Origin of the sequence: Pseudoalteromonas rubra (assembly GCF_005887115.1) — a bacterium.
In the GTDB taxonomy this organism is placed as follows: domain Bacteria; phylum Pseudomonadota; class Gammaproteobacteria; order Enterobacterales; family Alteromonadaceae; genus Pseudoalteromonas; species Pseudoalteromonas rubra_F.
Genome location: NZ_PNCJ01000007.1, coordinates 187,753 through 211,749 on the forward strand (window position 1 = coordinate 187,753; position 23,997 = coordinate 211,749).

The following is a 23,997-nucleotide window of genomic DNA, read 5'->3' on the forward strand; positions in this document are numbered from 1 at the left end:
GTAATTCCTTGACAGACAAAGCTCTGATTTAATGAACAACACTATACGGTACCCGTCTCTATTACCTGATACAAACAAAAAAGTGTGCTCAAATAAATGCCAGGCAACTTGATTTACCAATATCGGCAATCGCGGAGGACATAGTAAGTCCATCAAGTTACATTACTTTATAAACGTATTTCGGAAGTTCAAACGAATTCCAGAAACTTCGTGCCGCGGGTTTACTCCCTCGACACATAAAGTAGACGTACTTCATGCTTCTCTGACATGCGTCAAAAGTCTGATGGCACTTCGCACCGTGTTTTGATGGCCTCCGGCTCGCACGCATCCGGGATGACGAAATTGTTAATAAAATGACTAGATTGCTTGCAGATTGAGTGTGTTATTTGCCTAATTCCCCTCCACTATGTTGAAAAAAACCGCAGTTAAGCTGATTTAGCGCAGGTTTTACTGCCTCTACCCATTGAATTGCGGCTCTTATGGCCTTAGTATCGGGAAAAACAATAATAATAACTGTAACGTTTTGAGTTCTTTAAGCCGCTTTTTCTTACTAGAGGAAGAAACCCAATCACCAGGTCAGGTGCCTAACTGGCGTGTTAGTGCGCTGCGCATCATTTTGGTGACCGGACTCTTATTATGCCTGGGGATCTTCGTCAACAGCTTGCCTGCTGCGTTGGCATTTGAACTTGACTATGTGCTGGCGCTGACATCTGGCTTTACGCTCACCATAGGTGTACTGCTTACACTAAGCCGCAGTGCCTATCAACTATGCGCGCACCTGCTGATGATTGCTATTGTGGCCGCAGGGGTGGCCATCAAGTTATTTATTCCACTACTCCCCCTTGCCCAATTGGGGTCTATTTTTGTTTATATTACGCCTATCCTGGCTTTGTTGTTACTGGGTAAGCGCACTGCGATTTTTTATGCCATATTGAATATCGCGCCGTTTCTGATGATAGTGCAGCAAGTGAATGTTTCACTGATCCCGCCGGGTGAGCGCATGCTGGTCGATGGCGATATCTATATTCACTTTTTGCTGTTCTTCTTTTTCAACTGTACCGTGCCACTGGCTGTATGGCGCACCAGTTTGGCGGCCAGCCGACTCAACCTGCACATGGCCAATAACAACGAACTGCTTGCCTCTCAAAAACAAATTTACCAACGCTTCTTTCAAAAATCTTTCCACGCCATCGCTTTAGTTGACCAAGACTTTAATATTGTAGAAGCCAATGAGAAGGCGCGCAGTCTACTGGGGATCCAGACTCAACCCCTGCCCTGTAATTTTGCCCGAGTCACACAGGACGACCTGAGCAGCCTGCTCATTAATAACGATTTGTTTGATGCAGATGTGAATGTCTTTCGTGTGGGCGAGCGAACCATTGAGCTGGCCTCGCGGGAGTATCACTCCGAGCAGCTATGTGCCTGGTACCTTAACGATGTTTCCGATCAGCACCAACTTCAGCAGGATCTGCTGGCTTTGGATGTTGCGCATCAGCAAGCAAAATACTTTGATGCAAGAACCAATTTGCCCAATAAAACCTGGCTCACTGAGCAGCTACAAGTGCATATTGACCGTGGGCGGCCATTTGCTCTGCTGATCGCCGAAAACCTCAACAAACACGTACTGGACTACCTGATTGATGGTGAACTCCATAAACATTTGTATGGCCATATTAACCAGGTTGCCGAACACGACCCCAGCCTGCTCGACCAGATAGCTTATATTGGTGCGGGCCGACTGGCGATAATCATTGAACCCGACGCACCTGTACTGGAGGTCGCACAGCGCTGGCATCAGCACCTGGATTTTTGGCTCAAGCTGGGTCAGCACCAGTTTCATGCGCGCTACGCCGTGGGCATTGCAACCTACCCCGAGCATGGCTACATTCCTGAGCGCTTATTGAAAAATGCGCAGCAGGCGTGCGAGCTGCGCAGCCCCGGCGATGACCTAGCCATTTTTGATCACGGTACCCGACGTCAGACACTTGCCCGCCATGAAATGGCCCTGTTGCTGGAAAAAGCACTGGAACATGACGAATTACAAATTGTGCTGCAAAGTAAGCACGATAATACCCACTCGGTGATTGGCTATGAGGCACTCGCACGCTGGCACAGTCCATTGCTGGGATGGGTGTCTCCCGGTGAGTTTGTGCCTATTGCCGAGGAGTTTGGTCTGGTCAATCAGCTGACGCAACGTATTTTGCACAAGGTTTGTTATACGCTTCAGAGCCACCCGGACATTCACGTGCCAATTGCCATCAATATCAGTTCCCGAGATATTGCCTGTGAGCAATTTGCCCGTAAAACCCTGGCCATTGTGCATAGTTACGGTCTGAGCCCACGTATGTTCGAATTTGAACTGACAGAATACAGTTTTGCGGACGATCACAATCAGATCATGGAAGCGCTGGACAAAATGGGGTTCAGTCTCAGTATCGATGACTTTGGAATAGGATATTCTAACATCGCCCGGGTTTTGGCTTCGCCCATTAAACGCCTCAAACTGGATCGCTCTTTGGTGACTCAGATCACCTCAGATCAAAAGCAGCAAGCGCTGCTACTGGGGATACTCACTATGTGTGATAACCTGGGGATTGCTGCGCTGGCAGAGGGGGTTGAAACTCAGGAGCAGCTAAATAAACTGCTCGAGCTGGGTGTTAAAGAGTTTCAGGGCTACTGGTTTAGCCGTCCTGTTGCGGTTGAGCAGGTACTCGCAAAAACACATCAAATGCAGGAGCTTTAAGTCTTTTCCTGCGCTTCAAGCGCCATACACTGGTATCTGAGCTCACCGATAAACGCCCGGGCTGCAGGTCCCAGTGTATCTCCGTCTTTAAAGATCAGATTAAGCTGCGCCAAACGCGTACGATTGTGCATCAGTTTTAATGGTAGCAGTGCCCCGCTGCTGAGTTGCTGTGTTATCGCGCTTCTGGGTAGCCAGGCAAAGCCCAGCCCCTGTGTTACCATATCCACCATAGTGCGCAAGTGGCTGACCGTCCAACGCTGATCAGCCCCCAGCCAACCACTGTCTGTGCCTTTACCCAGTGCAGAATCTCTGACCACTATCTGCCTGAAAGACTTAAGATCTTCCAGCGTCAGCTCGCGACCCAACTGATGCAAGGCATGCTCCGGGTGAGCAACAGCCACAAACTCAACCTGACACAACTGCTCGCTGAATCCATCGCTCAGCACCATAGGCGAAATAGCAATATCGACCTTGGCGTGCTGCAGTGCCTCAAAGGAGCCTGAAAGGATAGATTCGACCAGTTCAATGCGTAGCAAAGGATAGGCCTGAGAAGTCGCCTCCAGCACCTTATAAAGCAATGTCTGAGGGAATATTTCATCAACCGCAATGCGCAGGTGGCTTTCTACCCCTTTAGCCAGAGTCTGACCGACCGCTTCGACTTTCTCGGCTTCATCTAGCAGGTAATTGGCCCGACGCAGCATCATTTCGCCCGCTTCAGTCAGGCGGGTTTTGCGCCCTTCAACCAGGAACAACTTAACAGACAGGGCTGCTTCTATTTTCTGCACTGCCGTATGAATGCTCGACTGACTCTTGTGAATAGCCTTGGCCGCCTGATTAAAACCGCCATGTTCTACCACGGCGCGAAGCATACGCCACTGCTCAAGCGTGACTCGTAACATTTCACCTTCCTCGTTAGTTGACCATGTAGGCCCTTCACCTGAAACTATTCTAATCTATTCAAGTACTTTTCTCTATCAACGTACACTAGGTGCTACTACTGAACAATAGCTATACAGCTGAATAGACCAAGCAAAATTAAACCACTGAACACAATAAATTGTCATAATTTAGTCATTTAATATGGGTATGATGCGCTCGCTCTTAACCAATGTGTGCTCTTTTTGGTTACTTTGATTTTTGAGCCTCCCTTGAATATTTACTGCACGGAGGCAGTACAGTTTCCCTTGGTGCTTTTGGCCCAACCAATAGCAAATCCACGTAGCCGGCGGACGTCGGCTTTTTTCTTTGTGACTGCCAAACAGAATATTAGTTTGAATTAAAACAAAGCAGGAAGTGAGGGAAGGATGAGGCGCAGCGGCCCCATCCAGCGGCGAGCAGGGTTTACCTGGGAGGTAATTAACCCGCAGGATAGATGTAGCTAGATTGCAGGCCCAGAGGAATACTCAAACCCCAGTATGCCAACAGGAATAAACTCCAGCCAACCAAAAAGGCAATTGAATATGGCAGCATCAGTGCCAGCAATGTACCAATCCCCGTGTCTTTAACGTACTTCTGACAGTACACCACCACCAGCGGGAAATAAGGCATCAGTGGGGTAATGATGTTTGAGCTGGAATCCCCAACCCGATATGCCGCCTGAGACAAGTCCGGTGAAATCCCCAGCTGCATGAGCATAGGCACAAAAATTGGGCCTAGCAGTGCCCATTTTGCCGAGCTGGAACCGACAAACAAGTTAACAAATGCAGTCAGGAAAATAATACCAATTACGGTCACAGAACTTGGCAGGGCCATTGCTTTTAAAATTTCAGCTCCTTCGATGGCCAGCAAGGCGCCCAGATTTGACTGGCTGAATGCTGCGATAAACAGCGCACAGAAAAACGCCATAACAATGTAATAAGACATCGAATTCATCGATTTACTCATTGCATCTATCATGTCTTTTGAAGACTTAAAGGTACCCACCATAAAGCCAAATACGGCACCAGGGATCCAGAACAATAAGAAGATCAGCGGTACAATTGACTGCATGAGAGGAGCACTAAAGTCAGTCAGTGCGCCACTTTTACTGCGCAGCGCCGAGTCTTCACCACTGGCGGCGAAAATAAGCAGGCCAATACCCGCCAGCATAACCGCAGAGGCGGTGTAGAAAGCCGAACGCTCTTTGCTGGTCACTTCGTTAAACTCAGGCAGGTCGTCAGTGTCGCCATCGACTTTAGTAGAAGCCAGCCGTGGTTCAATGATTTTATCAGTAATATACCAGCCCAGCAGAATAATAAAGACGCTCGATGCTGAGGTAAAGAACCAGTTATTCAGTGGGTTGACCGCGATATCCGGGTCAATAATTTGTGCTGCACTTTGCGTAAAGCTCTGTAGCAACGGGTCTATACCAGACGGGATAAAGTTGGCACTAAAGCCTCCACTTACACCCGCAAACGCAGCCGCGATACCCGCGAGCGGGTGACGACCCATGGCGTAGAATATAACGCCGGCAAGCGGGATAACCAGAACGTAGCCAGCATCAGTCGCTGTGTGGCTGACAATCGCAATCAAAATAATAGAGGGAGTAAGCAGTGCCTGAGGTGTGCGTTTAAGCATGAGCTTAAGACCAGCATTAATGAAACCAGAATGTTCAGCAACACCCACACCCAGCATAGCAACCAGCACTACGCCCAAGGGAGCAAAGCCGGTAAAAGTTTTAACCATTGAGGCTAAAAAGCCCGCCAAAGCGTCACCGCTAAGTAAGTTGTGGACAACAATCGCCTCGCCGGTGCGCGGATCGATGGCATCAAAGCTAACACCTGAAAACATCCAGGATAACAGCCAGATAAGCAGCATAGCACCGAGGAAAATCATGGCCGGGTCGGGCAGCCTGTTCCCCACCCTTTCTATATTATTGAGGAATCGCATAACGAAGCTGGCGTCGTTATTTGCGTTTTTCGCTTGTTCCATAGTTAATCCCTAAAAAGAAAATTAGCCAACTTTAACTTAACAACCGTAACAATGCCAATTCATTTGTTCCTTTATCCATTACGTGGGTATTATTTATGCGTTATTTTGCGTTGACGCAAAGAATGCGTAATCCGACTCAGCTACTATACTTGGCGAAATAGCCTGATCCTCAACGGGCTAATTGTGTTTTTTAGTATTTTCTCAATGAGACCGCTATGATCGAAATAGACAACGCCGTGCTTAAGGATATGAATCATGGCTTTTGCCTGCCAGCAAAGCCAGAACTGTTGCAAAGCTTGCATCAGGTTTTACAACAACCAGAGCCCGAGCTTGGCGAAATCGCCGCTCTGATAGCGACAGACGTAGCCACTTCTGCTGCTGTACTCAAAGTCATTAATTCCTCCAGCTATGGTTTTTCGCGCACCATTACTGATATCCGTCAGGCCGTTATGTTTCTGGGGCTAAACAGTATCACCATGCTGGTAACCGGCTACTTACTTAAGCAGGCCTTTGACCAGTCAAAGTGCTGTATCAAGCTTGAGCGATTCTGGGACAGTGCTCAGGAAATTGCCGATGTCGCCACCTTGATTGGTAATAAAATCAAAAGTAAAGTCCCGGTAGAAAACCTCTATATGCTGGGCCTGTTTCATGATGCCGGTATTCCGGCCATGGCTTTTAACTATACAGATTATGTCGAAGTACTGGGCGCTGCAAACAGTAATTACGATAAGATGCTGGTAGAGTTCGAAGAGCAGCGCTACCAGACCAATCATGCCGTCATTGGCTACTACCTGGCCAACAGCTGGAACTTACCCAAACCCATTTGCCAACTCATTCTTCGCCATCATGATGTGACTTACCTTCAGGAAAAACGCACCGACGAGGAAATGCTGACATTTTCCACGCTGAAAATGGCCGAAAATCTGGTCCACGTTAATAAGCGTTTTGTGGCCGCGCCGGACTGGCCCATTATGAAGCAAAGCGTATTGGATGCCCTGAACCTGGATGAGGACGATTATCAGGACCTCAAAGACGACACCGAAGAATACTTTACCAGCTAACCGACTACACGTCCTGACAGGGCTTTTGACCACCCAACCTCACTAGCCCAGTCATTTTCCACTTGGCAAATGCTTTCAAATCGTTAACATGAGTGGCAAAAAATAGGAAAGTCGTGTTGGAATCAATGTTTGCTAAACTCAGGAACCTGGGCCCCGGGATCCTCATGGCCACCGCCGCAGTCGGCGGCTCGCATCTTGTCGCCGCTACGCAGGCCGGTGCCCTGTTCGGCTGGCAGCTGCTGTGGCTAGTGATAGCGGTTAATTTGCTTAAGTATCCTTTCTTCCGCTTTGGTGTGGAATATACGCTACACAGCGGTAATAGCCTTGTCACTGGTTATCACAATAAAAACCGAGTCCTGTTTTATCTTTTTGTCGCACTCAATATCATCGCTGCTGTAGTGAATACCGCAGGTGTACTCTTACTCACGGCCGCGTTGCTGCAGTATGCCCTGCCCTGGGGTATCTCACTGACAACCCTGTGCTATGCCCTGCTGTTTGTGTGTCTGGGAATTTTATTATTTGGTCACTACAAGTTGCTCGACAGAGCAAGTAAGGGGATCATGGCGGTGTTGTGTGTCACGACTCTCGCTGCCTTGTTAGTAGCCGTGTCACAGGGCCAGGCACATCCATCGCCACAACCGACCCCCTCCCCTTATTCGCTTGCATTACTCGGCTTTATGGTGGCTCTGATGGGCTGGATGCCGGCCCCCATTGAAATATCAGCAATCAATTCATTGTGGCTTAAAGCCAAAACCCGTACCCAGTCACTCAGCAAAGCACAGGGCTTGTTTGACTTTAATCTGGGCTATTTTCTGACGCTTTTTCTGGCCGTGGTGTTCTTTTCTCTGGGCGTGTTGCTGCAATACGGCCAGAGCCAGAAAATAGAACTTGCCGGCGTGGCCTTTTCAAAACAGCTGATTGATATGTATGCACTGACCTTAGGTGAATGGGCCCGCTGGTTAATCGCCACCATCGCCTTTTTGTGTATGTTTGGTACCACAATCACGGTACTGGACGGCTACGCCAGAACCCTGGACGATGCGCTTAAGCTGATCAAACCCCACCAAAACAAGGCCAGCTTGTCGATTTTCATTACCGTGCAGGCCATCTTCGGCATGGTGCTGGTGTTGTTTTTTAAAGCCAACCTGAAAGACATGCTGATGTTTGCCATGACACTGGCATTTTTGACCACGCCATTTTTCGCCTGGCTGAATTTCTCTTTGATCTCGAAAGCGCAGTTTGCGCAGCAAAGTAAGCCAGTACAACTGCTGACCTGGGCAGGCTTAACTTACCTGATTGCTTTTGCGGCGTTGTTTGTGGTGTGGCGCTGGATACTGTGAATCACAAAAGGCGGTGTTAAACCGCCTTTTTCGAAGGGAAGTTATACCAATTTGCTTAATTAAGTGTTCCATTTTGAGGCGAGAAAATAGGGTCGATAACAAGGCAAAAATTTTGCTATTTAGTTACTCTAAATGAGAAATTTTTAACGCCGTTAGCGTCATATTTGCTCCTTCAAATTGAACAGGTATTAAATGAAATTGGTATTAGCCCCTGGCTAAGCCCCTAACTGCTTAAGACGCTCCCAGATGGTCACCACGTGGTGCTTGTCTTCTTCGTTAAGCTCGCCATCACGGTACGCCTTCACCAGGCTTGCCTCGACTTTAGCATTCAGCTCATCTACTGACAGTGTCAGCTCCTCAACCTGAGCATAACCAACTGCCAGGTCAAAATGACCGCGTAAGTAGCCACCAGCAAACAGCTCGTCATCGTTCGCTCTATCTACCAACTCATCAAAAAACTGCTGCGCAGCTTCTATATACGCTTGAAGTGACATTCTGTCTCCTAAATTAAATCCTGATGCCCGACGGCATACATTACATGGTCATTATACCCTGTAACTACTTTGATGTAGCCACTCAGTTCATTGTCCAGTTCCTGATCGCCCGTATCTGCTATTAAAGGACGACCATTGAGTGCCTGCAACTTGGTCTTGGTTGCAACCACTATGATATTGTCTTTGCCAATCTGGCGGATCAAAGCCGGACTGAGCTGCTGATTACCCCGGCCAAATATATGACCCTGTCCACCTATCAGGGTGATCACCAATTTTGTGGGAGCCTGTGAGGCGGCATCCAACAGCTGTTGCGCCGTCAGGTCACTGCCCAGCAGTGCATGGTCGCGGATCAAATCGACCCCCAGCAGGGTGTTATCAAGGCCCAGCTCTTCCATTATGGCGGCCACCGTTGAACCTGACCCCATAATATACTGCTCATCTTCTTCCATTTCTGAGATCACATACGCGGCAATGTCGGCCAGTACCAGTTCATCACTTTCTTTGCCGCCATTTTTTACGCTTTGTACGTACCGCACTTCACTGGGCACCTGCATTTCACCATAGCGCTTGGCGCGCACAGTGCCTGCCCGAAAAGCACTTTCATCTATGTCCATCACATCGGCGTCGTCTATGGTAACGAGCTCACCTTTAATGAGCATTTCTACTACCCGACCAGCCGCTTTGGGGGTAATTGCATACACGCCACTGTGGATCTTACAACCGGCTGGTACACCCAGTACCGGGGCTTCGCTGCCAATGGCTGCGCAGATGTTGCGCGCGGTACCATCACCACCTGCAAACAGCAAGAGATCGACTTTGGCTTCGGCCAGCAGTTTGGCCGCCTGTTCGGTATCTTCTGGGGTACTGGGCGTGCCACAGGACATCACAACCTGAGTAGAAAAACCATGCTCAAGCGCCAGGTCTTCTCCCATGTCACCGCTCACGGTATAGACTTCAATCATATCTCGGTAAGGCTGCAACAGCGCCAGAGCCTGTGCAGTACGGCTGTGTGCCTTTGGTTCAGCGCCCAGCGAGCGGGCAAGCTCTGCGGTTTCACTGCCATCGCTGCCCTTTAGTGCCACCGCACCGCCTAACCCGGCAACCGGGTTCACTATCAATCCAAGTTTAAACTGCATCTGCGAACTCCTTTGGACAGTGCCAATCAAACTGGCCAGTCTGCAGTGGCCAGGGGGTCGAATAAAACTGAGATAAAGCCTCTAACAGAGCTAAAGTTCGGGCATTGAGCCCGCAGGTTAACATTTTCAGCACCTGCGCATGAACACGACGCTGAAAAGCAAAACGGCATGTCGGCTCGCCATTTAAATTGTCGACCGAGACATTAAAGGCAAACCCGGCTGCTGCGCTCAGTGCCCATTCAATGGCCTGAGGCTTGACTTCCACCTGCTCAAAGGCCAGTTGCTGATCTTTACTGCGCCCATCCGGGCAGTACCAGTAGCCATAGTCTTCGAGCTCCCGCCGCGCTTTGCCAGCCACCAGCCAGTGCGCTATTTCGTGCATCGCACTGGCATAAAAACCGTGTGCAAAAACAATACGGTGATAATCGCACTGTGTATCCGCAGGCAGATAAATGGGTTCATCGGTCCCTGCGACCAGTTTGGTATTGTGCGTTGGATAAAATAAGGCGTTAAATATCGAGATCAGATCGTCAATGTGGTGCATACAACTCGCAGGCGGCCCTCTAATCGGTTTATGGCCGCAGATTGTACGGATTTTTAGGGGGAAAGTAAAAACCCGTGCTAGTGATCGCTGAACAGTATCGCTCTGCCCCGACCCGCCGCTTTGGCCTGGTATAAGGCATCATCAGCCTCGCCAATCAATGTCTCTACATCGGCCTGTGAGCCAACCTGAGTCCGGCTGGTGACACCGATACTCAAACTCAGATCATACTGATTCTGTTCGTTATAAGTCATTACCAGACGTTCGGCCATTTGTAAGGCTTTTTCGGCACCTATTTCAGGGCATACCAGCACAAATTCATCGCCGCCCCAGCGACCAAGACGGTCACTGGGGCGAATAGAGGCTGTCAGGAATCCACTTAATTCCGCCAATGCCGCATCTCCAACCTGATGTCCCAGCGTGTCATTTAGGGTCTTAAACTTGTCTATGTCTACCATCATGACCGACAGGGACCTCTGATAGCGATGCGCTCGACTTAACTCATCTTTGAGGATCTGCTCTATCTGCCCGCGATTATAGACCTGAGTTAAAAAGTCCAGTTCGGCTTTTTGCTGCAATTGCAATTCCGGGCGAATATCTCGGATCACTGCCACAAAGTAAGTCTCCTGTCCCAATGCCGTTCTGGCAATTGCTATATCCAATGGGATCTCATCACCCGATTTATGTAAGCCAACGATATTCAGCCCGTTCTCTCCTTTTCGACGCATCTGCGCACGCCCGCTAAAATTGCGCCGCTCTTTACGATGTAGCTCTCGAAAACGTACAGGGATGAGGTCTTCTACTGTCATTGTGAGCAGTTCACGAGCGCCATAGCCAAACAGTTCTGTACAGGATTGATTAACACGCGTGATCCTGCCGTTATACTCGCAATACAACAGCGCATCTGGGATCGCATTAAATAAACAGGCTCGCTCTTCTATGGTTCTGAACTGTCCACGCAGCACCACAGCACCGGCACAAGCCAGGATCACTATCAATGACAACAGCAACCAGGCTTCAATTGAGCCCTTGTTGATCACACTTTCAAGTGCAGCCTGATGTTGATGCCGGGTTGTCTGAATGCGAGCTTCCATACCTGACCGTAATGCTTGCAGCGCGCTGTCCAGTTGCTGATGTTGGTGCGGATTCAGCTGCTCAGGTGGCTGAGTCTCTGAGAGAGGTGATGTGGTGTTGTCACTGTGAGTAGGTATGTGTTCAAGATAGCGCTGAATTTGTTCAAGGGCCTGCCTTTCCGCCTCACTCAAGTCAAGCGCCCCAATCATCGCTACTATCTGCAGGGCCATCGTAGTTCGGACATCAGCCTCAGGACGAGGTTGCGCAGGTAAATAATCCTTAACCTGATGCGCCGTATTTACGCTGCTGAGTTGATGTTCCAGATCATCGAGCAGCTCAGCCTCGCGTAAAATAATATCGGCCTGTTCCTGCCAGTGCTGCTCAAACCTTGCTATCACCTCGTTGGCATCATCACTGATGTAGAACATCACAACATTCGCCAGTACAGTCACGCCAGCCAGCGTGGCAATAAACGTAAAAAAGTACCTGTTGTGCATGCCATATCCCCGGGCAAATGACGAGCGCTATCACCTTTGTTACCAATAGCAAGCAGTGTGCCGACAATGATTCCCTTTATTGTAGCCGAAAATAAAAAAGCCGCATCAATGCGGCTTTTTCAATGTTCAGACAAATGCTTAGCTGTAGTAAGCTTCGCCCGCTTCGGCTTTAGCCAGCAGCGGCTCCGCTGGTGTAAACACCGCGTTGTCGGTGGCATAGGTAGACAGCTCTGAACACACTTTGTTCAGACCGCGTTTGTCCATATAGCTGAACGGCCCACCTAAGAATGGCGGGAAGCCGATACCGAAGATGGCACCAATGTCACCATCGCGGGCGCTATCAATGATACCTTCGTCCAGACAGCGCGCAGCTTCATTCAGCATTTGCGCCACACAGCGGCTGGCAATTTCTTGCTTGTTCAGACGTGGTGCCGGTGTAATACCCAGCAACTCATAAACAGACTCGTCCACTTTCTTGCCTTTGGCTTCATATTTGTAGAAGCCCTTGCCGGTCTTACGACCCAGACGTTTGCTGTCGATCATGCGGGCAAAGGCATCCGGTGCTTTAAAGCGCTCACCCAATTCTTTTTCAAGAATAGGCGCAATCTTCGAGCCGATGTCCACACCCACTTCATCCAGCAGTGCCAAAGGACCAACCGGGAAGCCAAACTCAACCAGGGCTTGGTCAATCTTTTCGATTGGCTCGCCCGCTAGCAGCAGGTTAGCCGCTTCGTTTACGTAAGGCGCCAGAATGCGGTTGACATAGAAGCCCGCTTTATCTTTTACCACGATAGGCGTCTTGCCCTGTTTGCGCGCAAAATTCACGGTACGCGCAATGGTCTCTTGTGATGTGCCCTCGTGCGGGATGATCTCAACCAGAGGCATTTTCTCGACCGGCGAGAAGTAATGCAGACCAATCACGTTCTCAGGACGTGCTGCTTTTTCAGCGATCTGCGCAATCGGTAACGATGACGTGTTACTGGCAAAAATGGTTTGCTCTGTACATTCGCGTTCAATGTCGGCCACCATGCTTTGCTTCAGTGCCAGATCTTCAAATACCGCTTCAATCACGATATCAGTATGACGCATGCCGGTGTAATCAGTGGTACCGGTGATGCGGTTCATCGCCAGTTGCAGATCGGCCTTAGACAGAATACGTTTTTTCTGCTTTTTAGACAGGATCTTGTAGCTGTAGCTTAGGGCATTGCTGATCCCCTGATGTGCAACATCTTTAATGCGCACAGGCACACCGGCTTTTACTGCACTCACGTGAGCAATACCGCCCCCCATCAGGCCGCCACCCAATACCGCCGCGCGGTTGATTTTTGGTGCGTCGTCGCTTTGCCACTCTTTTTTCATCTCTGTGGTCGCGAAGAAAATGCCACGCAAAGACTGCGACACTTCGGTCATGACCAAGTCAGCAAACCCTTCGGCCTCTGTTTTGTAGGCTTTCAGTTCACCTAATTCAACCGAAGCACGCACGGCCTTGATAATAGCCAGTGGCGCCGGATAGTGGCCACCGGTTTTCTTCTCAACGTTTTCCTGCGCTTTTTTGAAAATGATATTACGACCAAACGGATTTGATTCCAGTAACTGGCTCAGCTTATCCAGCTTAGGTTTACGTGCTTTAGGCTTGCTGCCACGGGCCAGTTTTATGGCCACATCCAGTAAAATGCTGTGCGGCACGCTGTCGTCTACCAGACCGGCTTTTTTAGCCTGCTTGGCACGCACTTGCTTGCCCGTCAGCATCCATTCTAATGCTTTTTGAATACCCACCAGTTTTGGCAGGCGTTGTGTGCCGCCACCGCCTGGTAACAGGCCTAATTGCACTTCTGGTAAACCTAATTTGGTTTTATCGTCATCACTACATACGCGATAATCACACGCCAACGCGAATTCAAGACCGCCACCCAGTGCCGCACCGTGAATGGCTGCAACCGTCGGGAATGGCAACTTCTGCATTTTGAAAAATGCCTGCTGGCACATTTCAGATAAGCGCAGCGCGTCTTCGCGGGTTTTTGCCTGATCCAGCATTTTGATGTCGGCACCGGCGATAAAGTTATCGTCTTTACCGCTGACAAACACCATACCAGTTACATCATCACTGCGACCCTGCTCCAGGATAGTCAGCAGTTCATCGGCAAAGCTGTCGCGCAGCGTATTCATCTTCTCGCCCGGCACATCGATGGTGACGATGGCCACGCGGTGGCTGTTTAATTCATAACTAAATACTGACATTATGCACTCTCCAATACAAAGGCTGCACCCAGACCACCAGCCGCACAAGCTGTAGTCAGCGCAAGTCCACCGCCGCGACGTTTCAGTTCATTCAGGGTTTGCGTGATCAAACGCGCGCCTGTTGCCGCAAACGGGTGTCCATAGGCCAAAGAGCCACCGTTTACGTTGAATTTATCCATATCGATTTCACCCAGCGCTTTGCTGCGACCCAGCTTCTCCTGAGCAAACTTCTCAGAGGCAAACATCTTCATGTTGGCCAGAGTTTGCGCCGCAAACGCTTCGTGCATTTCAATTAAGTCTAAGTCTTGCAGAGTCAGACCCGCGCGCTCCAATGCCAGTGGCGTGGAGTGGGCCGGACCCATCAGCATGTCTTCGTGTACGCCGATGGCGGTAAATGCATAGTTGCGCACATAGCCCAGGATTTCGTAACCCAGTGCTTTGGCTTTGCTTTCGCTCATCATCAGTACCGCAGCGGCACCATCAGTAAGCGGCGTGGCGTTTGCCGCTGTGACCGAGCCATGTTTGCGGTCAAAGACCGGGCGTAATTTCGCGTAGCCTTCCAAAGACGAGTTCGCACGAATGTTGTTATCTTTGTCGATAAAGCCTTTGTACGGCTCTACATGTGCCGTCATGACTTCGTCTTTTAGCAAACCGGCATCCCAGGCTTTAGCAGCCAGAGTATGCGAGCGATGCGCCAGGGCATCCTGATCGGCACGGCTGATAGCATGGGTTTTGGCCATTTGCTCTGCCGTCTGACCCATCGACAAGCCTGTTGAGTATTCCGCAACAGCCGGTGGCACTGGCATCAAATCTTTCAGTCTGAGCTTTGAGAAAATTTTCAAACGCTGTGACAAAGTACGCGCCTTGTTTAAATCAACCAGGCTACCTGCCAGCTTTTTGCTCACGCCAATGGGGAGTACAGACGATGAATCTGCACCACCGGCGATACCCACCGCCGTGTGACCTGCAATAATAGACTCGGCAACGTTCGCTACCGCCTGAAAACTGGTGGCACAGGCACGAGATACAGAATAAGCATCGACGGATACCGGCATGCCAGTGCCCAGTACGATTTCACGCGCAATGTTAGGCGCTTCCGGCATTTGCACCACCTGGCCGAAAACCAGCTGGTCGATTTCGTTTTTATCTATGTTGAGGCGTTCCAGCATTTCATTGACAACGACCTTACCCAGGTCCAGTGCCGGTACGTGGTGATAGGCCGTAGCCTGCTTCGCAAAGGGTGTACGCAGACCAGACACAATGGCAATGCGGTCCCCTTTTGTTGTTTTTAGAATGTGTTGTTCAGACATGAATTTTGCTCTCCCGCTGACAGGTCTGACCTGTTATTGTCGTTTGATTCTAAACAACCGAATCCTTAATGCCAATAGCAAATTGGAAAATCTTATCATTCGAGCATGACTGAGATGGTCCATCTAAACGCCGCTTTTAAATCTAGCCTGATTTTTGCTCAATTCAAAAAGTCCCTGAAAAATAAATGAAGTTTTGGGAACTTTCGTCTGCTTCAGTGTCTAATCAAGTTACAAAAAATCGCCCGCAAAACCTTGAGTTTTGCGCCTTAATCCTTATAAATAAGCAAAAAATTTGTCACAACAAGGACAAAGCACCATGGCAGTAAACGCATTTAGTGAATTGAAAAACTACCTCGACTCTCAAATACTAGGTCAAAGCGCACTGACAGAAGCGCTGCTCATTGCCCTGCTGGCAGATGGCCACTTGCTGGTAGAAGGCCCGCCAGGACTGGCTAAAACCCGTGCTGTAAACGCGCTGGCCAAGGGCATTGAGGGCAGCTTTCAACGCGTTCAGTTTACCCCTGACTTGTTGCCCGCTGATATTACCGGCACTGACATTTACCGCCAGCAAACCAGTGAGTTTGTGTTTGAAAAAGGCCCTTTGTTCCACCATCTGATTTTGGCGGACGAAATTAACCGCGCGCCGGCTAAGGTGCAGTCAGCCTTACTCGAAGCCATGGCAGAGCGGCAGATCACAGTAGGCAAAACGACCTACCCGCTGCCAGAGCTGTTTATGGTTATGGCAACGCAGAACCCACTTGAGCAGGAAGGAACTTACCCACTGCCGGAAGCGCAGCTAGACCGTTTCCTGCTGCATCTTAATATTGATTATCCGCAGGCGAGCACAGAGCTGGAAATCTTGCGTTTAACACGTGGCGAGGCGCTGTCGGAACAAACTGCGCAGTTTACGCCTATTTCACAGCAGGCCTTATTTGAAGCACGCAAAAAAGTGCTATCACTGCATCTGGCCGAGCCACTTGAGCACTATCTGGTGCAATTGATCATTGCTACCCGTGAAGCCGCTAAGCTGGATCAACAGCTGGGTGCCTGGATTGAATACGGCGCCAGCCCGCGGGCCACCATCGCACTGGACAAGTGTGCGCGCGCGCATGCCTGGTTGCAGGGTCAGGATTTTGTGACACCGGATGATATTCAGGCGGTGCTGCATAACGTGCTGCGTCACCGTATTATTCTGAGTTATGAAGCCCAGGCAGACGGGATCAGCAAAGATCAGGTGATCAGTCGTATTCTGGAACTGGTCCCTGTGCCATAAGTGGTCGTGATAATGAAGCATTCAATGCACCACACCGATCATATCAATTGGCTGGCACAAAGCCACAGCAATGGCGTTGAACTGACACTTAAAGAGCTGCTTTATTACAAAAGCAAAGCGCGTTTGCTGGATCTCAAGCCCAAGCGCGCTATCCGCAGTGATCAGGCTGGGCAATATCTGGCACCACATAAAGGCCGGGGAATGGAATTTGCCGAGGTACGTCAGTATCAATACGGAGACGATATTCGCGCTATCGACTGGCGAGTTACGGCACGTACAGGTGAGGCCCATACCAAGCTGTATCAGGAAGAAAAAGAACGTCCGGTGTTTATCTTCTGCGATCTGTCCAGCTCTTTGCTGTTCGGCAGTCGCCTGTTGCTCAAGTCTGTTCAGGCTGCACATCTGAGTGCCCTGGTTGCCTGGTCCGCATGCGCGCGCGGTGACCGGCTCGGTGGTGTGGTGTTCAGTGAGCAAGGCCACCATGAACTTAAGCCCACGGCACGCGACAAAGGCGTGCTGGCATTTTGCCACCAGCTGTGTGATATCCACACGCAAAGCCTGGCTCAGCGCGGCAACAATCAAGCCTCGACGTTTGATAATAACCTGAAACGTTTATCGCACCTGGCCAAACCCGGCAGTCTTATTTATCTTATCTCCGACTTCAGCCAGCTTAACGAGGCCAGTTTTAAGCAGCTTGAGCATCTTAGTCGGCACTGTGAACTGATTGGCTGCCAAGTCAGCGATCCGTTCGAGCATACCCTGCCCGCTTATAAAGATGCGATTGAAGTCAGTTCTGCCTCTGGTAACTGGACATTGCCACTGGCGGATAAACAATTCAGAGCCCAATTTGCCGAACAGGCTGAACAGGCTTTTCAGACCCGGCTGGCCCGTTTGCAACGTGCCGGCATGACAATGCAAACGTTTTGCGCCTCAGCGCCAATAGAAACACAGATCTGCAGGTAAGTGATGATGCAAAACCCTTTAGACGCACTCCATGATGTGCTCCCGCCCGAGCAGGTAAGCTGGTGGCCGCTGACCCCGGCCAGTTGGGCTGTGATCCTTATCGCGCTACTCATAGTGAGTGTCGGTATCTGGCTAGCAGTAAGACACTGGCAGCACAATAGAGCCAAACGAGAAGCCATTAAACTGAGTCAGCAGCATACTCAGGATGCGCTGGCGCTACATGGCATACTCAAACGCCTGACCCGACATTACTATGGCAGCGAGCAGGCCGCAAAACCAACGGCACAATGGCATAAGATGCTCAATCAACTGACGCGTCAACAGTTTAGTGAGCAAGATTTGAACTCGCTATACAGCAGCACACCAACCGTGGCGTGCAGTAAATTGTTAGCGGCAATAAAAACCTTTAAAACTAAAGAGGCCGTGCATGTTTGAACTTGACTGGCCCCTGGCCCTTTTTCTGCTTCCCCTGCCCTGGCTGATAGCGCGTTTTAAGCCCGCTGCGGCGCAAACTCAGGTGCGCTTACGCATGCCTGGGTATCAGCAGCAAACCGGTGCAGGACAAAAGTCAGCTGCACCAAAACGTGGCGTGAATATAATTGAAGCACTGATCTGGCTTTGCCTTGTTGTGGCACTGAGCGGACCGAGCTGGCTTGATGACCCGGTCACCTTACCCAATGAAGGCCGTGATATTATGCTGGCGGTGGACTTGTCCGGCTCTATGACTGAACAGGACATGGCTTATCAGGGCAAATATGTTGACCGTCTGTCAGTGGTAAAAGCCGTGCTGTCTGACTTCATTGTCGAGCGGCAAGGCGACCGACTGGGACTGATCCTGTTCGGTGACACGGCGTTTTTACAAACCCCCCTTACTCGAGACTTACAAACCGTCAGTCAGATGCTAAGCGAAGCGCAAATTGGTCTGGTTGGACGGGCGACTGCGATTGGTGATGCCATTGGCTTATCGGTTAAACGCTTTAACCAGAAAGATCAAAGTAGCCGTATTCTGATCCTGCTTACCGACGGTCAGAACACGGCTGGTAACCTGGAACCCAAAGAGGCCCTGATCCTGGCCCGGGAAGAAGGTATTAAAATCTATACCGTCGGCGTCGGTTCCGATGGCCGAGGTGGTTTTAGTTTGTTTGGTATGGGTGGGATGACAGGCAGCAGCATAGATGAAAATACCCTGAAACACATTGCCTCAGAAACCGGTGGTGCCTATTTCCGCGCCAAAGATGTGAAAGGCTTGCAACAAATCTACGCTGAACTGGACAAACTGGAACCCATTGCCGATGAAAACCAGACTTTCAGGCCCCGTCTGTCACTCTTTTATGTGCCACTGCTGATTGCACTGGCGCTATGGAGTCTGACTCTGCTCAGCAAAGCAGTCAAACAATTGCGAGTTAAACCACTATGACCGAGTTTATATTTATTCGCCCTACTTTGTTATGGTTACTTATACCCTGGCTACTGCTAACGGGCATGCAATGGCTAAGGCGTCACCGTAGTACAGACGAGGCGCTGATCGCACCTCACCTTGCACAAATAGTACTAGAGGATGGCCCCCGCAAGCAGCGCAAAAGCACGCCCTGGCTGGTTAGTCTGCTGCTGTTATTAAGTATACTGGCCGCAGCCGGACCCAGCTTTGAAAAGCACACAGTGCCGGTATTCAAGAGCAAACAAGCCCGGGTGCTGGTCATGGATATGTCTTACTCCATGTATGCCACTGACATTCAGCCCAACCGGCTCACTCAGGCGCGCTTTAAAACCCTGGATATGATTGGCCAGTTTACTGAGGGCGACACCGCTTTGGTTGCTTACGCAGGAGACGCCTTTGTGGTATCTCCCCTGACTGACGATGTCAAAACCCTGGCCAACCTGGTACCCAGCCTGAGCCCTGACATCATGCCCAGCAAAGGCGCTAATGTGCTGGCAGGGCTGGATCAGGCTAAGACTTTACTGGATCAGGCCGGTTACACTGAGGGTGAAATTATCCTCATCAGCGACGAGGTCGAACAGGAAGAGCTCGCAGATATCGCAGACTTGTTAAATGGCACAGGTTACCGACTACACGTTTATGGTATTGGTACTGTGGACGGTGCGCCAATTGGTCTGCCTGAAGGCGGCTTTTTGAAAGACCGCTATGGACAGATTGTGGTACCCAAACTGTATCCTGAGCGTTTGTCTGCGCTTGCCTCCCGACAGGGTGGCCGCTATGCGACTTATACCCCCAGTGACAATGACATCAAAACCTTTGCCCCATCCAAAGTGACCGATCTGGACAGCAATGAACAACCTGGTGAAACGCTGTGGCACCTGGATGCTGGTAAATATCTGCTGTTTATCATTGTACCGCTGGCTCTTTGGTTGATGCGCTCCCAACCACTTACTCTGGGTTTATTTGTTGTGGCGTTGTTACAACCTCAGACTGGATATACTGCAGACTGGACCAGCTGGTTTAAAAATCAGGATCAGCAGGCACTGGAATCCTATCAGCAAGGCAACTTTGAACAGGCTAAGAGTGCTCAGGATCCACTACTAAAAGGCACCGCACTATACAAAGCCGGAGAGTATGAACAGGCGGCAGAACAACTCAAACACACCACATCTGCCACCGGGCAGTATAACTATGGCAATGCGCTGGCCAAGTCAGGGCAACTCGACCAGGCGATTGCGGCCTATGAGCAAGCCTTGCAACTGGATCCCGAATTCAAGCAAGCGCAGGACAATAAGCAGCTGGTCGAAAGCCTCAAAGAGCAACAGCAGCAGTCTCAGCAACAAAATGGCGATCAGTCTGACGATCAGGAACAATCCGGTGATCAGCAAGATCAACAGCAAAGTGACCAGCAGCAAGACGGTGAACAGCAGAGCGGGCAACAATCAGGCGAACAACAGAACGAGCAGTCGTCTTCGCAATCTGACTCTGAACAACAGTCTGACTCTGAGCAACAATCAGGCGCATCACAAAGTGACACACAAAGCCAGCAAAACGCTGAATCTCAGGAAACGCCTGAGTCAGACAATGACAATGCCCCTGAGCTTGCACAACCGCAGCAACAAGAAATGCAGGATCAACAAGCTGAACAGAGTGCTCAGCAGATGCAGCAGGCACAGCAACAAGCTACTGAAGATGAAGGTCAGCCTCAGGGGGCACAACAAATGATGCAAAGTCGCCCACTGACACCAGAAGAAAAAGAAAAAGCACAGCAACTCGATCAGTTACTGCGTAAAGTGCCAGACGATCCGGCCATCTTGCTGCGCAACAAAATGTTATTAGAATCACAACAACGGGTGCGTCAGCGACGCCCGCGAGGAGAAGAAAAATCATGGTAACGCGATTACTGGGATCCGTGATCTTACTTATTACAATGATGCCTGTCTGGGCGGTAGACCAGCTCAGCGCCAGCGTCGACAAAAACCCGGTGCTGGTTGGAGAGTATTTTACCCTGACCATAGAAGCTAACGGCAAAGTATCCGGACAGATGCCAGACACCAGCGCCCTGAGCGCTCAGTTTGTCACCAGCCCTGTCAGTACCAGCTCCCGCACCAGTATCGTTAATGGCAGTATGAGCAGTACCACCAGCTGGCAAATGCAACTTCTGTCTCGCAAAGCCGGGGAATTTACCATCCCAAGTTTTGAGGTTGCAGGTCATCAGTCACGTCCCATCAAGCTCAAGGTACTTGCCCGCGACCAGGATAGCGAAGCGCAGCAAAATATCTTTATTAAAACCGAGCTAAAACCAGATACATTGCATGTTCAGCAGGCTGCGCTCTTCACTGTTAAGCTGTATCTCGGCCAGGATCTGCTCGATGGCCAACTCAGTGCCCCGCAGATGCAGGATGCACAAATTGCCCAACTGGGAAAACAAAGTGAGGACTATGAGATAGTCAATGGTCGTCGTTATATGGTCGTGACCCGAGAATATCTGGTACAGCCACAAAAAAGCGGCACCTTTACATTAGAGCCACCTATCTTTAATGGTCAGATCCGCGAAGGCTACCGTCGGATGGCGGTCTCAGCGGTAGCTGACAGTTTTGAAGTTGAAGTGAAACCTATTCCGGATACCTATGCAGGAGCCTGGTTGCCCAGTGAGTTGGTCAACCTGAGCGAAGAATGGCAACCAAATGAGCAGACCGTCACCGTTGGTACACCAATCACCCGCACTCTGACATTAACAGCTCTGGGGATCACCAAAGAACAGCTGCCCGATATACAAGTGCCAGATGTCGATGGCTTCAGAACTTATCCGGATGAAACAGACCGAAAACAGATGACGCGCGACGGCCGGGTGATTTCTCAGCTGATCGCCTCTTATGCCTTGTTGCCCCAGACACCTGGCACTTATACTTTGCCAGAAATTAAAGTGCCCTGGTTCAATACCGTCATCAACAAAGTACAGTATGCAACCTTGCCATCCAGAACCATTGAGGTAAAAGCCGATCCGAATCAGGTATCAGTCGCGCCTGCGTCTGTCGTCAACGCACCTCAACAAACAGCAACTCAGGCAGAACCACACATTGTGACCCAACCAGCGGATAAAACCTGGCTGGACTGGGCACTGATTGCATCTGGCTACGTACTGTGGTTCATTACCTTGTTAGTGTGGTTTATAACTCGGCAATCGGCTAAAGTAGCGCCAACGCAGAGCGATAGCGCACCACAGACGCCAAACGAAGCGCAAGCAATTAAACAGCTCAAACACGCCGCTCAACACTCTGATCCGGGACAATGCTATCAGGCCCTCAAAGCACTTGCGCGCGCACAAGGCTATGACCATATCCATGCCTGGCGCCACCAGCTCAGCCATGAGTTGCAAAACGAAATTGCAAAGTTGCAAGGGGCGCTCTATAGTGCCAAACAAGAGAACGTTGACCTGAGCGTGCTATATCAATTGATTGCCGCACAGCATAAACAGGTTAAAAACGCGAAAAAACAGCATCTTGAGCCGTTGTACTAAATTTTCTTCGGTAAGATGAAATAATGTTGCTAGAGACAAGGTCTTATTAGCATGACCACAAAACAAAAACGTTACGAAAGTCTGGTCCAGGTGTACAACAAGGAGCTTTATCGCTTTGCTTACTGGTTGTGCCAGGATCCGACCATTGCTGAAGATTTGGTACAGGAAACTTTTTTACGCGCCTGGCGATCACTGGACGCCCTGCAGGATGACAGCGCAGCCAAATCCTGGTTATTAACCATTTTGCGGCGAGAAAATGCGCGCCGCTTTGAACGCAAACAATTTGATTATGCCGACGTAGAGCAGGACACGCTGGTTGACGCAACCAGCGCATCACCCGACTCGCAGACAGAACAAATGATGGTCCAAAGACAGATTAGTTTACTGTCACCGGAATATCGTGAGCCACTGCTGTTACAGGTTGTAATGGGCTGCTCCGGCGAAGAAATAGCACAGATCCTGGAACTCAACAAAAATACCGTGATGACCAGGCTATATCGTGCCAGAAACCAATTGAAAGAGGCTTTAACACAAGTGACCGAAACAGCAAAAGGGGCATCAAACTGATGGATGAACTTGAATTTCGCCGCCGCTTGTTTGCCGATCCCAATGATAAGGATGTAATTGCACAGGCAGACACAGATCCGGCCAAACAACGTCTCGTAAAAGAGATGCAGGATTTTGATGCAACGCTTCACAGTGCGCTGGATATTTCAGTGCCTGATGACCTGGCACAAAAAATCCTTGCAAAGCAGCAAGCAGATACAGAGACTTCCAGCAAACAAAGTGCCGAAGTAAGACAGCTGGCCTGGTACCGTCGCTTTAAAGCGCCGTTGGCCACGGCTGCCTCAGCCTTATTGGCTGTCTCCTTGTACTTTGCAACCTCAGTTCAGGCGCCATTACATGCAGGTGAACACGCGTTAGAACACGTATATTACGAAGCCGAAGCCCTGGCGTTAACAGATGAAGTTCAGTTGCAGGTTGTCAACGAGAAGCTTGCTATGTTTGGTGGCAAACTGGAATCCATGCCGGGTAAAGTGACCTATGCAACGTTTTGTAACTTTAAAGGGCAACGCAGTCTGCATTTGATATTTCAGTCGGAGCATGGCCCGGTAACTGTGTTTATTGTGCCCACCGACAGGAATGAAGGCACAGGCACAGACGAGCAGTTTGCCGATGGACGTTTCAGCGGAAGCATCAAGCCAGGAGAAAGAGCAGACACCATTTTAGTGGCTGATCTGAATACCCCGTTGGAGCGCTACGAAACCGCTGTGACAGAATCATTACGCTGGTTATAAATTTTACGCCCTTTATATCCAACCACAACACCGGGTTTAAACTCGGTGTTGTGGTATTTCTGTGAGCCAACTTCATCACCTAAAGCAATTAGCTGATGAAAAAGGAATAACCATCAGTTATTTACGAACAATCAGAAAGATTATTTCGACCTGAATAAAAA

General features: G+C 50.0%; 19 protein-coding genes. 11 read left to right on the forward strand and 8 right to left on the reverse strand.

The genetic code is table 11. The features are described from left to right. Positions 1–523 precede the first annotated feature (523 nt). The gene (locus CWB98_RS04750; protein ID WP_138543820.1) at positions 524–2,743 is read left to right on the forward strand and encodes a GGDEF domain-containing phosphodiesterase; all 2,220 of its coding nucleotides are present in this window, start codon (positions 524–526) and stop codon (positions 2,741–2,743) included. On the opposite strand, the gene CWB98_RS04755 is transcribed toward CWB98_RS04750, so the two are convergent. Next, positions 2,740–3,642: a LysR family transcriptional regulator gene (locus CWB98_RS04755; RefSeq protein WP_138543821.1), complete on the reverse strand. Its 903-nt coding sequence runs from the start codon at positions 3,640–3,642 to the stop codon at positions 2,740–2,742. The genes CWB98_RS04750 and CWB98_RS04755 overlap by 4 nt on opposite strands. 457 nt (positions 3,643–4,099) lie before the next feature. Next, on the reverse strand, positions 4,100–5,653 hold the full coding sequence (locus CWB98_RS04760; protein WP_138543822.1) for an AbgT family transporter: 1,554 nt from the start codon (positions 5,651–5,653) through the stop codon (positions 4,100–4,102). Positions 5,654–5,868: 215 nt separating this feature from the next. On the opposite strand from CWB98_RS04760, the gene CWB98_RS04765 reads away from it, so the two are divergent. Further along, positions 5,869–6,714 carry an HDOD domain-containing protein gene (locus CWB98_RS04765; RefSeq protein ID WP_054013940.1) on the forward strand — a complete coding sequence of 282 codons (846 nt, stop codon included), beginning with the start codon at positions 5,869–5,871 and terminating at the stop codon, positions 6,712–6,714. 164 nt (positions 6,715–6,878) lie between these two features. Next, positions 6,879–8,054 carry an NRAMP family divalent metal transporter gene (locus tag CWB98_RS04770; protein WP_138543862.1) on the forward strand — a complete coding sequence of 392 codons (1,176 nt, stop codon included), beginning with the start codon at positions 6,879–6,881 and terminating at the stop codon, positions 8,052–8,054. A 215-nt stretch (positions 8,055–8,269) separates the two neighbouring features. Here the strand turns inward: CWB98_RS04770 and CWB98_RS04775 are convergent, their stop codons facing one another. From CWB98_RS04775 to fadI, 6 genes are all read right to left on the reverse strand, one after another. After that, complete coding sequence (locus CWB98_RS04775; protein ID WP_138543823.1) at positions 8,270–8,548, reverse strand: YfcL family protein; 279 nt, start codon at positions 8,546–8,548, stop codon at positions 8,270–8,272. 8 nt (positions 8,549–8,556) lie between these two features. After that, entirely contained in the window at positions 8,557–9,684 is a 1,128-nt protein-coding gene (locus tag CWB98_RS04780) for an ATP-NAD kinase family protein (RefSeq protein ID WP_138543824.1), read from the reverse strand. Beyond that, a complete protein-coding gene (locus tag CWB98_RS04785; RefSeq protein WP_138543825.1) occupies positions 9,674–10,228 on the reverse strand; it encodes an elongation factor P hydroxylase in 555 nt (184 codons plus the stop codon). Before CWB98_RS04785 ends, CWB98_RS04780 begins: the two co-directional genes overlap by 11 nt. A gap of 77 nt (positions 10,229–10,305) precedes the next feature. Beyond that, positions 10,306–11,796 carry a GGDEF domain-containing protein gene (locus tag CWB98_RS04790; protein WP_138543826.1) on the reverse strand — a complete coding sequence of 497 codons (1,491 nt, stop codon included), beginning with the start codon at positions 11,794–11,796 and terminating at the stop codon, positions 10,306–10,308. A 138-nt stretch (positions 11,797–11,934) separates the two neighbouring features. Continuing rightward, complete coding sequence (gene fadJ, locus CWB98_RS04795) at positions 11,935–14,034, reverse strand: fatty acid oxidation complex subunit alpha FadJ (protein ID WP_138543827.1); 2,100 nt, start codon at positions 14,032–14,034, stop codon at positions 11,935–11,937. Then, entirely contained in the window at positions 14,034–15,344 is a 1,311-nt protein-coding gene (fadI, locus tag CWB98_RS04800; RefSeq protein ID WP_138543828.1) for an acetyl-CoA C-acyltransferase FadI, read from the reverse strand. Before fadI ends, fadJ begins: the two co-directional genes overlap by 1 nt. Before the next feature lie 316 nt (positions 15,345–15,660). Here fadI and CWB98_RS04805 point away from each other — a divergent pair, with 316 nt between their 5' ends. The 8 genes from CWB98_RS04805 to CWB98_RS04840 are packed head-to-tail and all read left to right on the forward strand — an operon-like array spanning position 15,661 to position 23,836. Next, positions 15,661–16,617, forward strand: coding sequence for an AAA family ATPase (locus tag CWB98_RS04805; RefSeq protein ID WP_138543829.1), 957 nt, complete (start codon positions 15,661–15,663; stop codon positions 16,615–16,617). A 12-nt stretch (positions 16,618–16,629) separates the two neighbouring features. After that, entirely contained in the window at positions 16,630–17,580 is a 951-nt protein-coding gene (locus CWB98_RS04810) for a DUF58 domain-containing protein (RefSeq protein ID WP_249364608.1), read from the forward strand. Between the two features lie 3 nt (positions 17,581–17,583). Beyond that, on the forward strand, positions 17,584–18,015 hold the full coding sequence (locus CWB98_RS04815) for a DUF4381 domain-containing protein (RefSeq protein WP_138543830.1): 432 nt from the start codon (positions 17,584–17,586) through the stop codon (positions 18,013–18,015). Beyond that, positions 18,008–18,997, forward strand: coding sequence for a vWA domain-containing protein (locus CWB98_RS04820; RefSeq protein WP_138543831.1), 990 nt, complete (start codon positions 18,008–18,010; stop codon positions 18,995–18,997). Before CWB98_RS04815 ends, CWB98_RS04820 begins: the two co-directional genes overlap by 8 nt. Further along, positions 18,994–20,913: a vWA domain-containing protein gene (locus tag CWB98_RS04825; protein WP_138543832.1), complete on the forward strand. Its 1,920-nt coding sequence runs from the start codon at positions 18,994–18,996 to the stop codon at positions 20,911–20,913. The genes CWB98_RS04820 and CWB98_RS04825 overlap by 4 nt, the downstream gene beginning before the upstream one ends. Beyond that, positions 20,907–22,538 carry a BatD family protein gene (locus CWB98_RS04830; RefSeq protein ID WP_138543833.1) on the forward strand — a complete coding sequence of 544 codons (1,632 nt, stop codon included), beginning with the start codon at positions 20,907–20,909 and terminating at the stop codon, positions 22,536–22,538. Before CWB98_RS04825 ends, CWB98_RS04830 begins: the two co-directional genes overlap by 7 nt. A gap of 51 nt (positions 22,539–22,589) precedes the next feature. Then, a complete protein-coding gene (locus CWB98_RS04835) occupies positions 22,590–23,105 on the forward strand; it encodes a sigma-70 family RNA polymerase sigma factor (RefSeq protein ID WP_138543834.1) in 516 nt (171 codons plus the stop codon). Beyond that, entirely contained in the window at positions 23,105–23,836 is a 732-nt protein-coding gene (locus tag CWB98_RS04840; RefSeq protein ID WP_138543835.1) for a DUF3379 family protein, read from the forward strand. Before CWB98_RS04835 ends, CWB98_RS04840 begins: the two co-directional genes overlap by 1 nt. The last annotated feature ends 161 nt before the right edge of the window (positions 23,837–23,997 follow it).

Bases quoted from the DNA above. Each gene is read 5' to 3' on its own strand.
- CWB98_RS04755 (WP_138543821.1), bottom strand. From the start codon at position 3,642: ATGTTACGAGTCACGCTTGAGCAGTGGCGTATGCTTCGCGCCGTGGTA.
- CWB98_RS04760 (WP_138543822.1), bottom strand. From the start codon at position 5,653: ATGGAACAAGCGAAAAACGCAAATAACGACGCCAGCTTCGTTATGCGA.
- CWB98_RS04765 (WP_054013940.1), top strand. From the start codon at position 5,869: ATGATCGAAATAGACAACGCCGTGCTTAAGGATATGAATCATGGCTTT.
- CWB98_RS04770 (WP_138543862.1), top strand. From the start codon at position 6,879: ATGGCCACCGCCGCAGTCGGCGGCTCGCATCTTGTCGCCGCTACGCAG.
- CWB98_RS04775 (WP_138543823.1), bottom strand. From the start codon at position 8,548: ATGTCACTTCAAGCGTATATAGAAGCTGCGCAGCAGTTTTTTGATGAG.
- CWB98_RS04780 (WP_138543824.1), bottom strand. From the start codon at position 9,684: ATGCAGTTTAAACTTGGATTGATAGTGAACCCGGTTGCCGGGTTAGGC.
- CWB98_RS04785 (WP_138543825.1), bottom strand. From the start codon at position 10,228: ATGCACCACATTGACGATCTGATCTCGATATTTAACGCCTTATTTTAT.
- CWB98_RS04790 (WP_138543826.1), bottom strand. From the start codon at position 11,796: ATGCACAACAGGTACTTTTTTACGTTTATTGCCACGCTGGCTGGCGTG.
- fadJ (WP_138543827.1), bottom strand. From the start codon at position 14,034: ATGTCAGTATTTAGTTATGAATTAAACAGCCACCGCGTGGCCATCGTC.
- fadI (WP_138543828.1), bottom strand. From the start codon at position 15,344: ATGTCTGAACAACACATTCTAAAAACAACAAAAGGGGACCGCATTGCC.
- CWB98_RS04805 (WP_138543829.1), top strand. From the start codon at position 15,661: ATGGCAGTAAACGCATTTAGTGAATTGAAAAACTACCTCGACTCTCAA.
- CWB98_RS04810 (WP_249364608.1), top strand. From the start codon at position 16,630: ATGAAGCATTCAATGCACCACACCGATCATATCAATTGGCTGGCACAA.
- CWB98_RS04815 (WP_138543830.1), top strand. From the start codon at position 17,584: ATGATGCAAAACCCTTTAGACGCACTCCATGATGTGCTCCCGCCCGAG.
- CWB98_RS04820 (WP_138543831.1), top strand. From the start codon at position 18,008: ATGTTTGAACTTGACTGGCCCCTGGCCCTTTTTCTGCTTCCCCTGCCC.
- CWB98_RS04825 (WP_138543832.1), top strand. From the start codon at position 18,994: ATGACCGAGTTTATATTTATTCGCCCTACTTTGTTATGGTTACTTATA.
- CWB98_RS04830 (WP_138543833.1), top strand. From the start codon at position 20,907: ATGGTAACGCGATTACTGGGATCCGTGATCTTACTTATTACAATGATG.
- CWB98_RS04835 (WP_138543834.1), top strand. From the start codon at position 22,590: ATGACCACAAAACAAAAACGTTACGAAAGTCTGGTCCAGGTGTACAAC.
- CWB98_RS04840 (WP_138543835.1), top strand. From the start codon at position 23,105: ATGGATGAACTTGAATTTCGCCGCCGCTTGTTTGCCGATCCCAATGAT.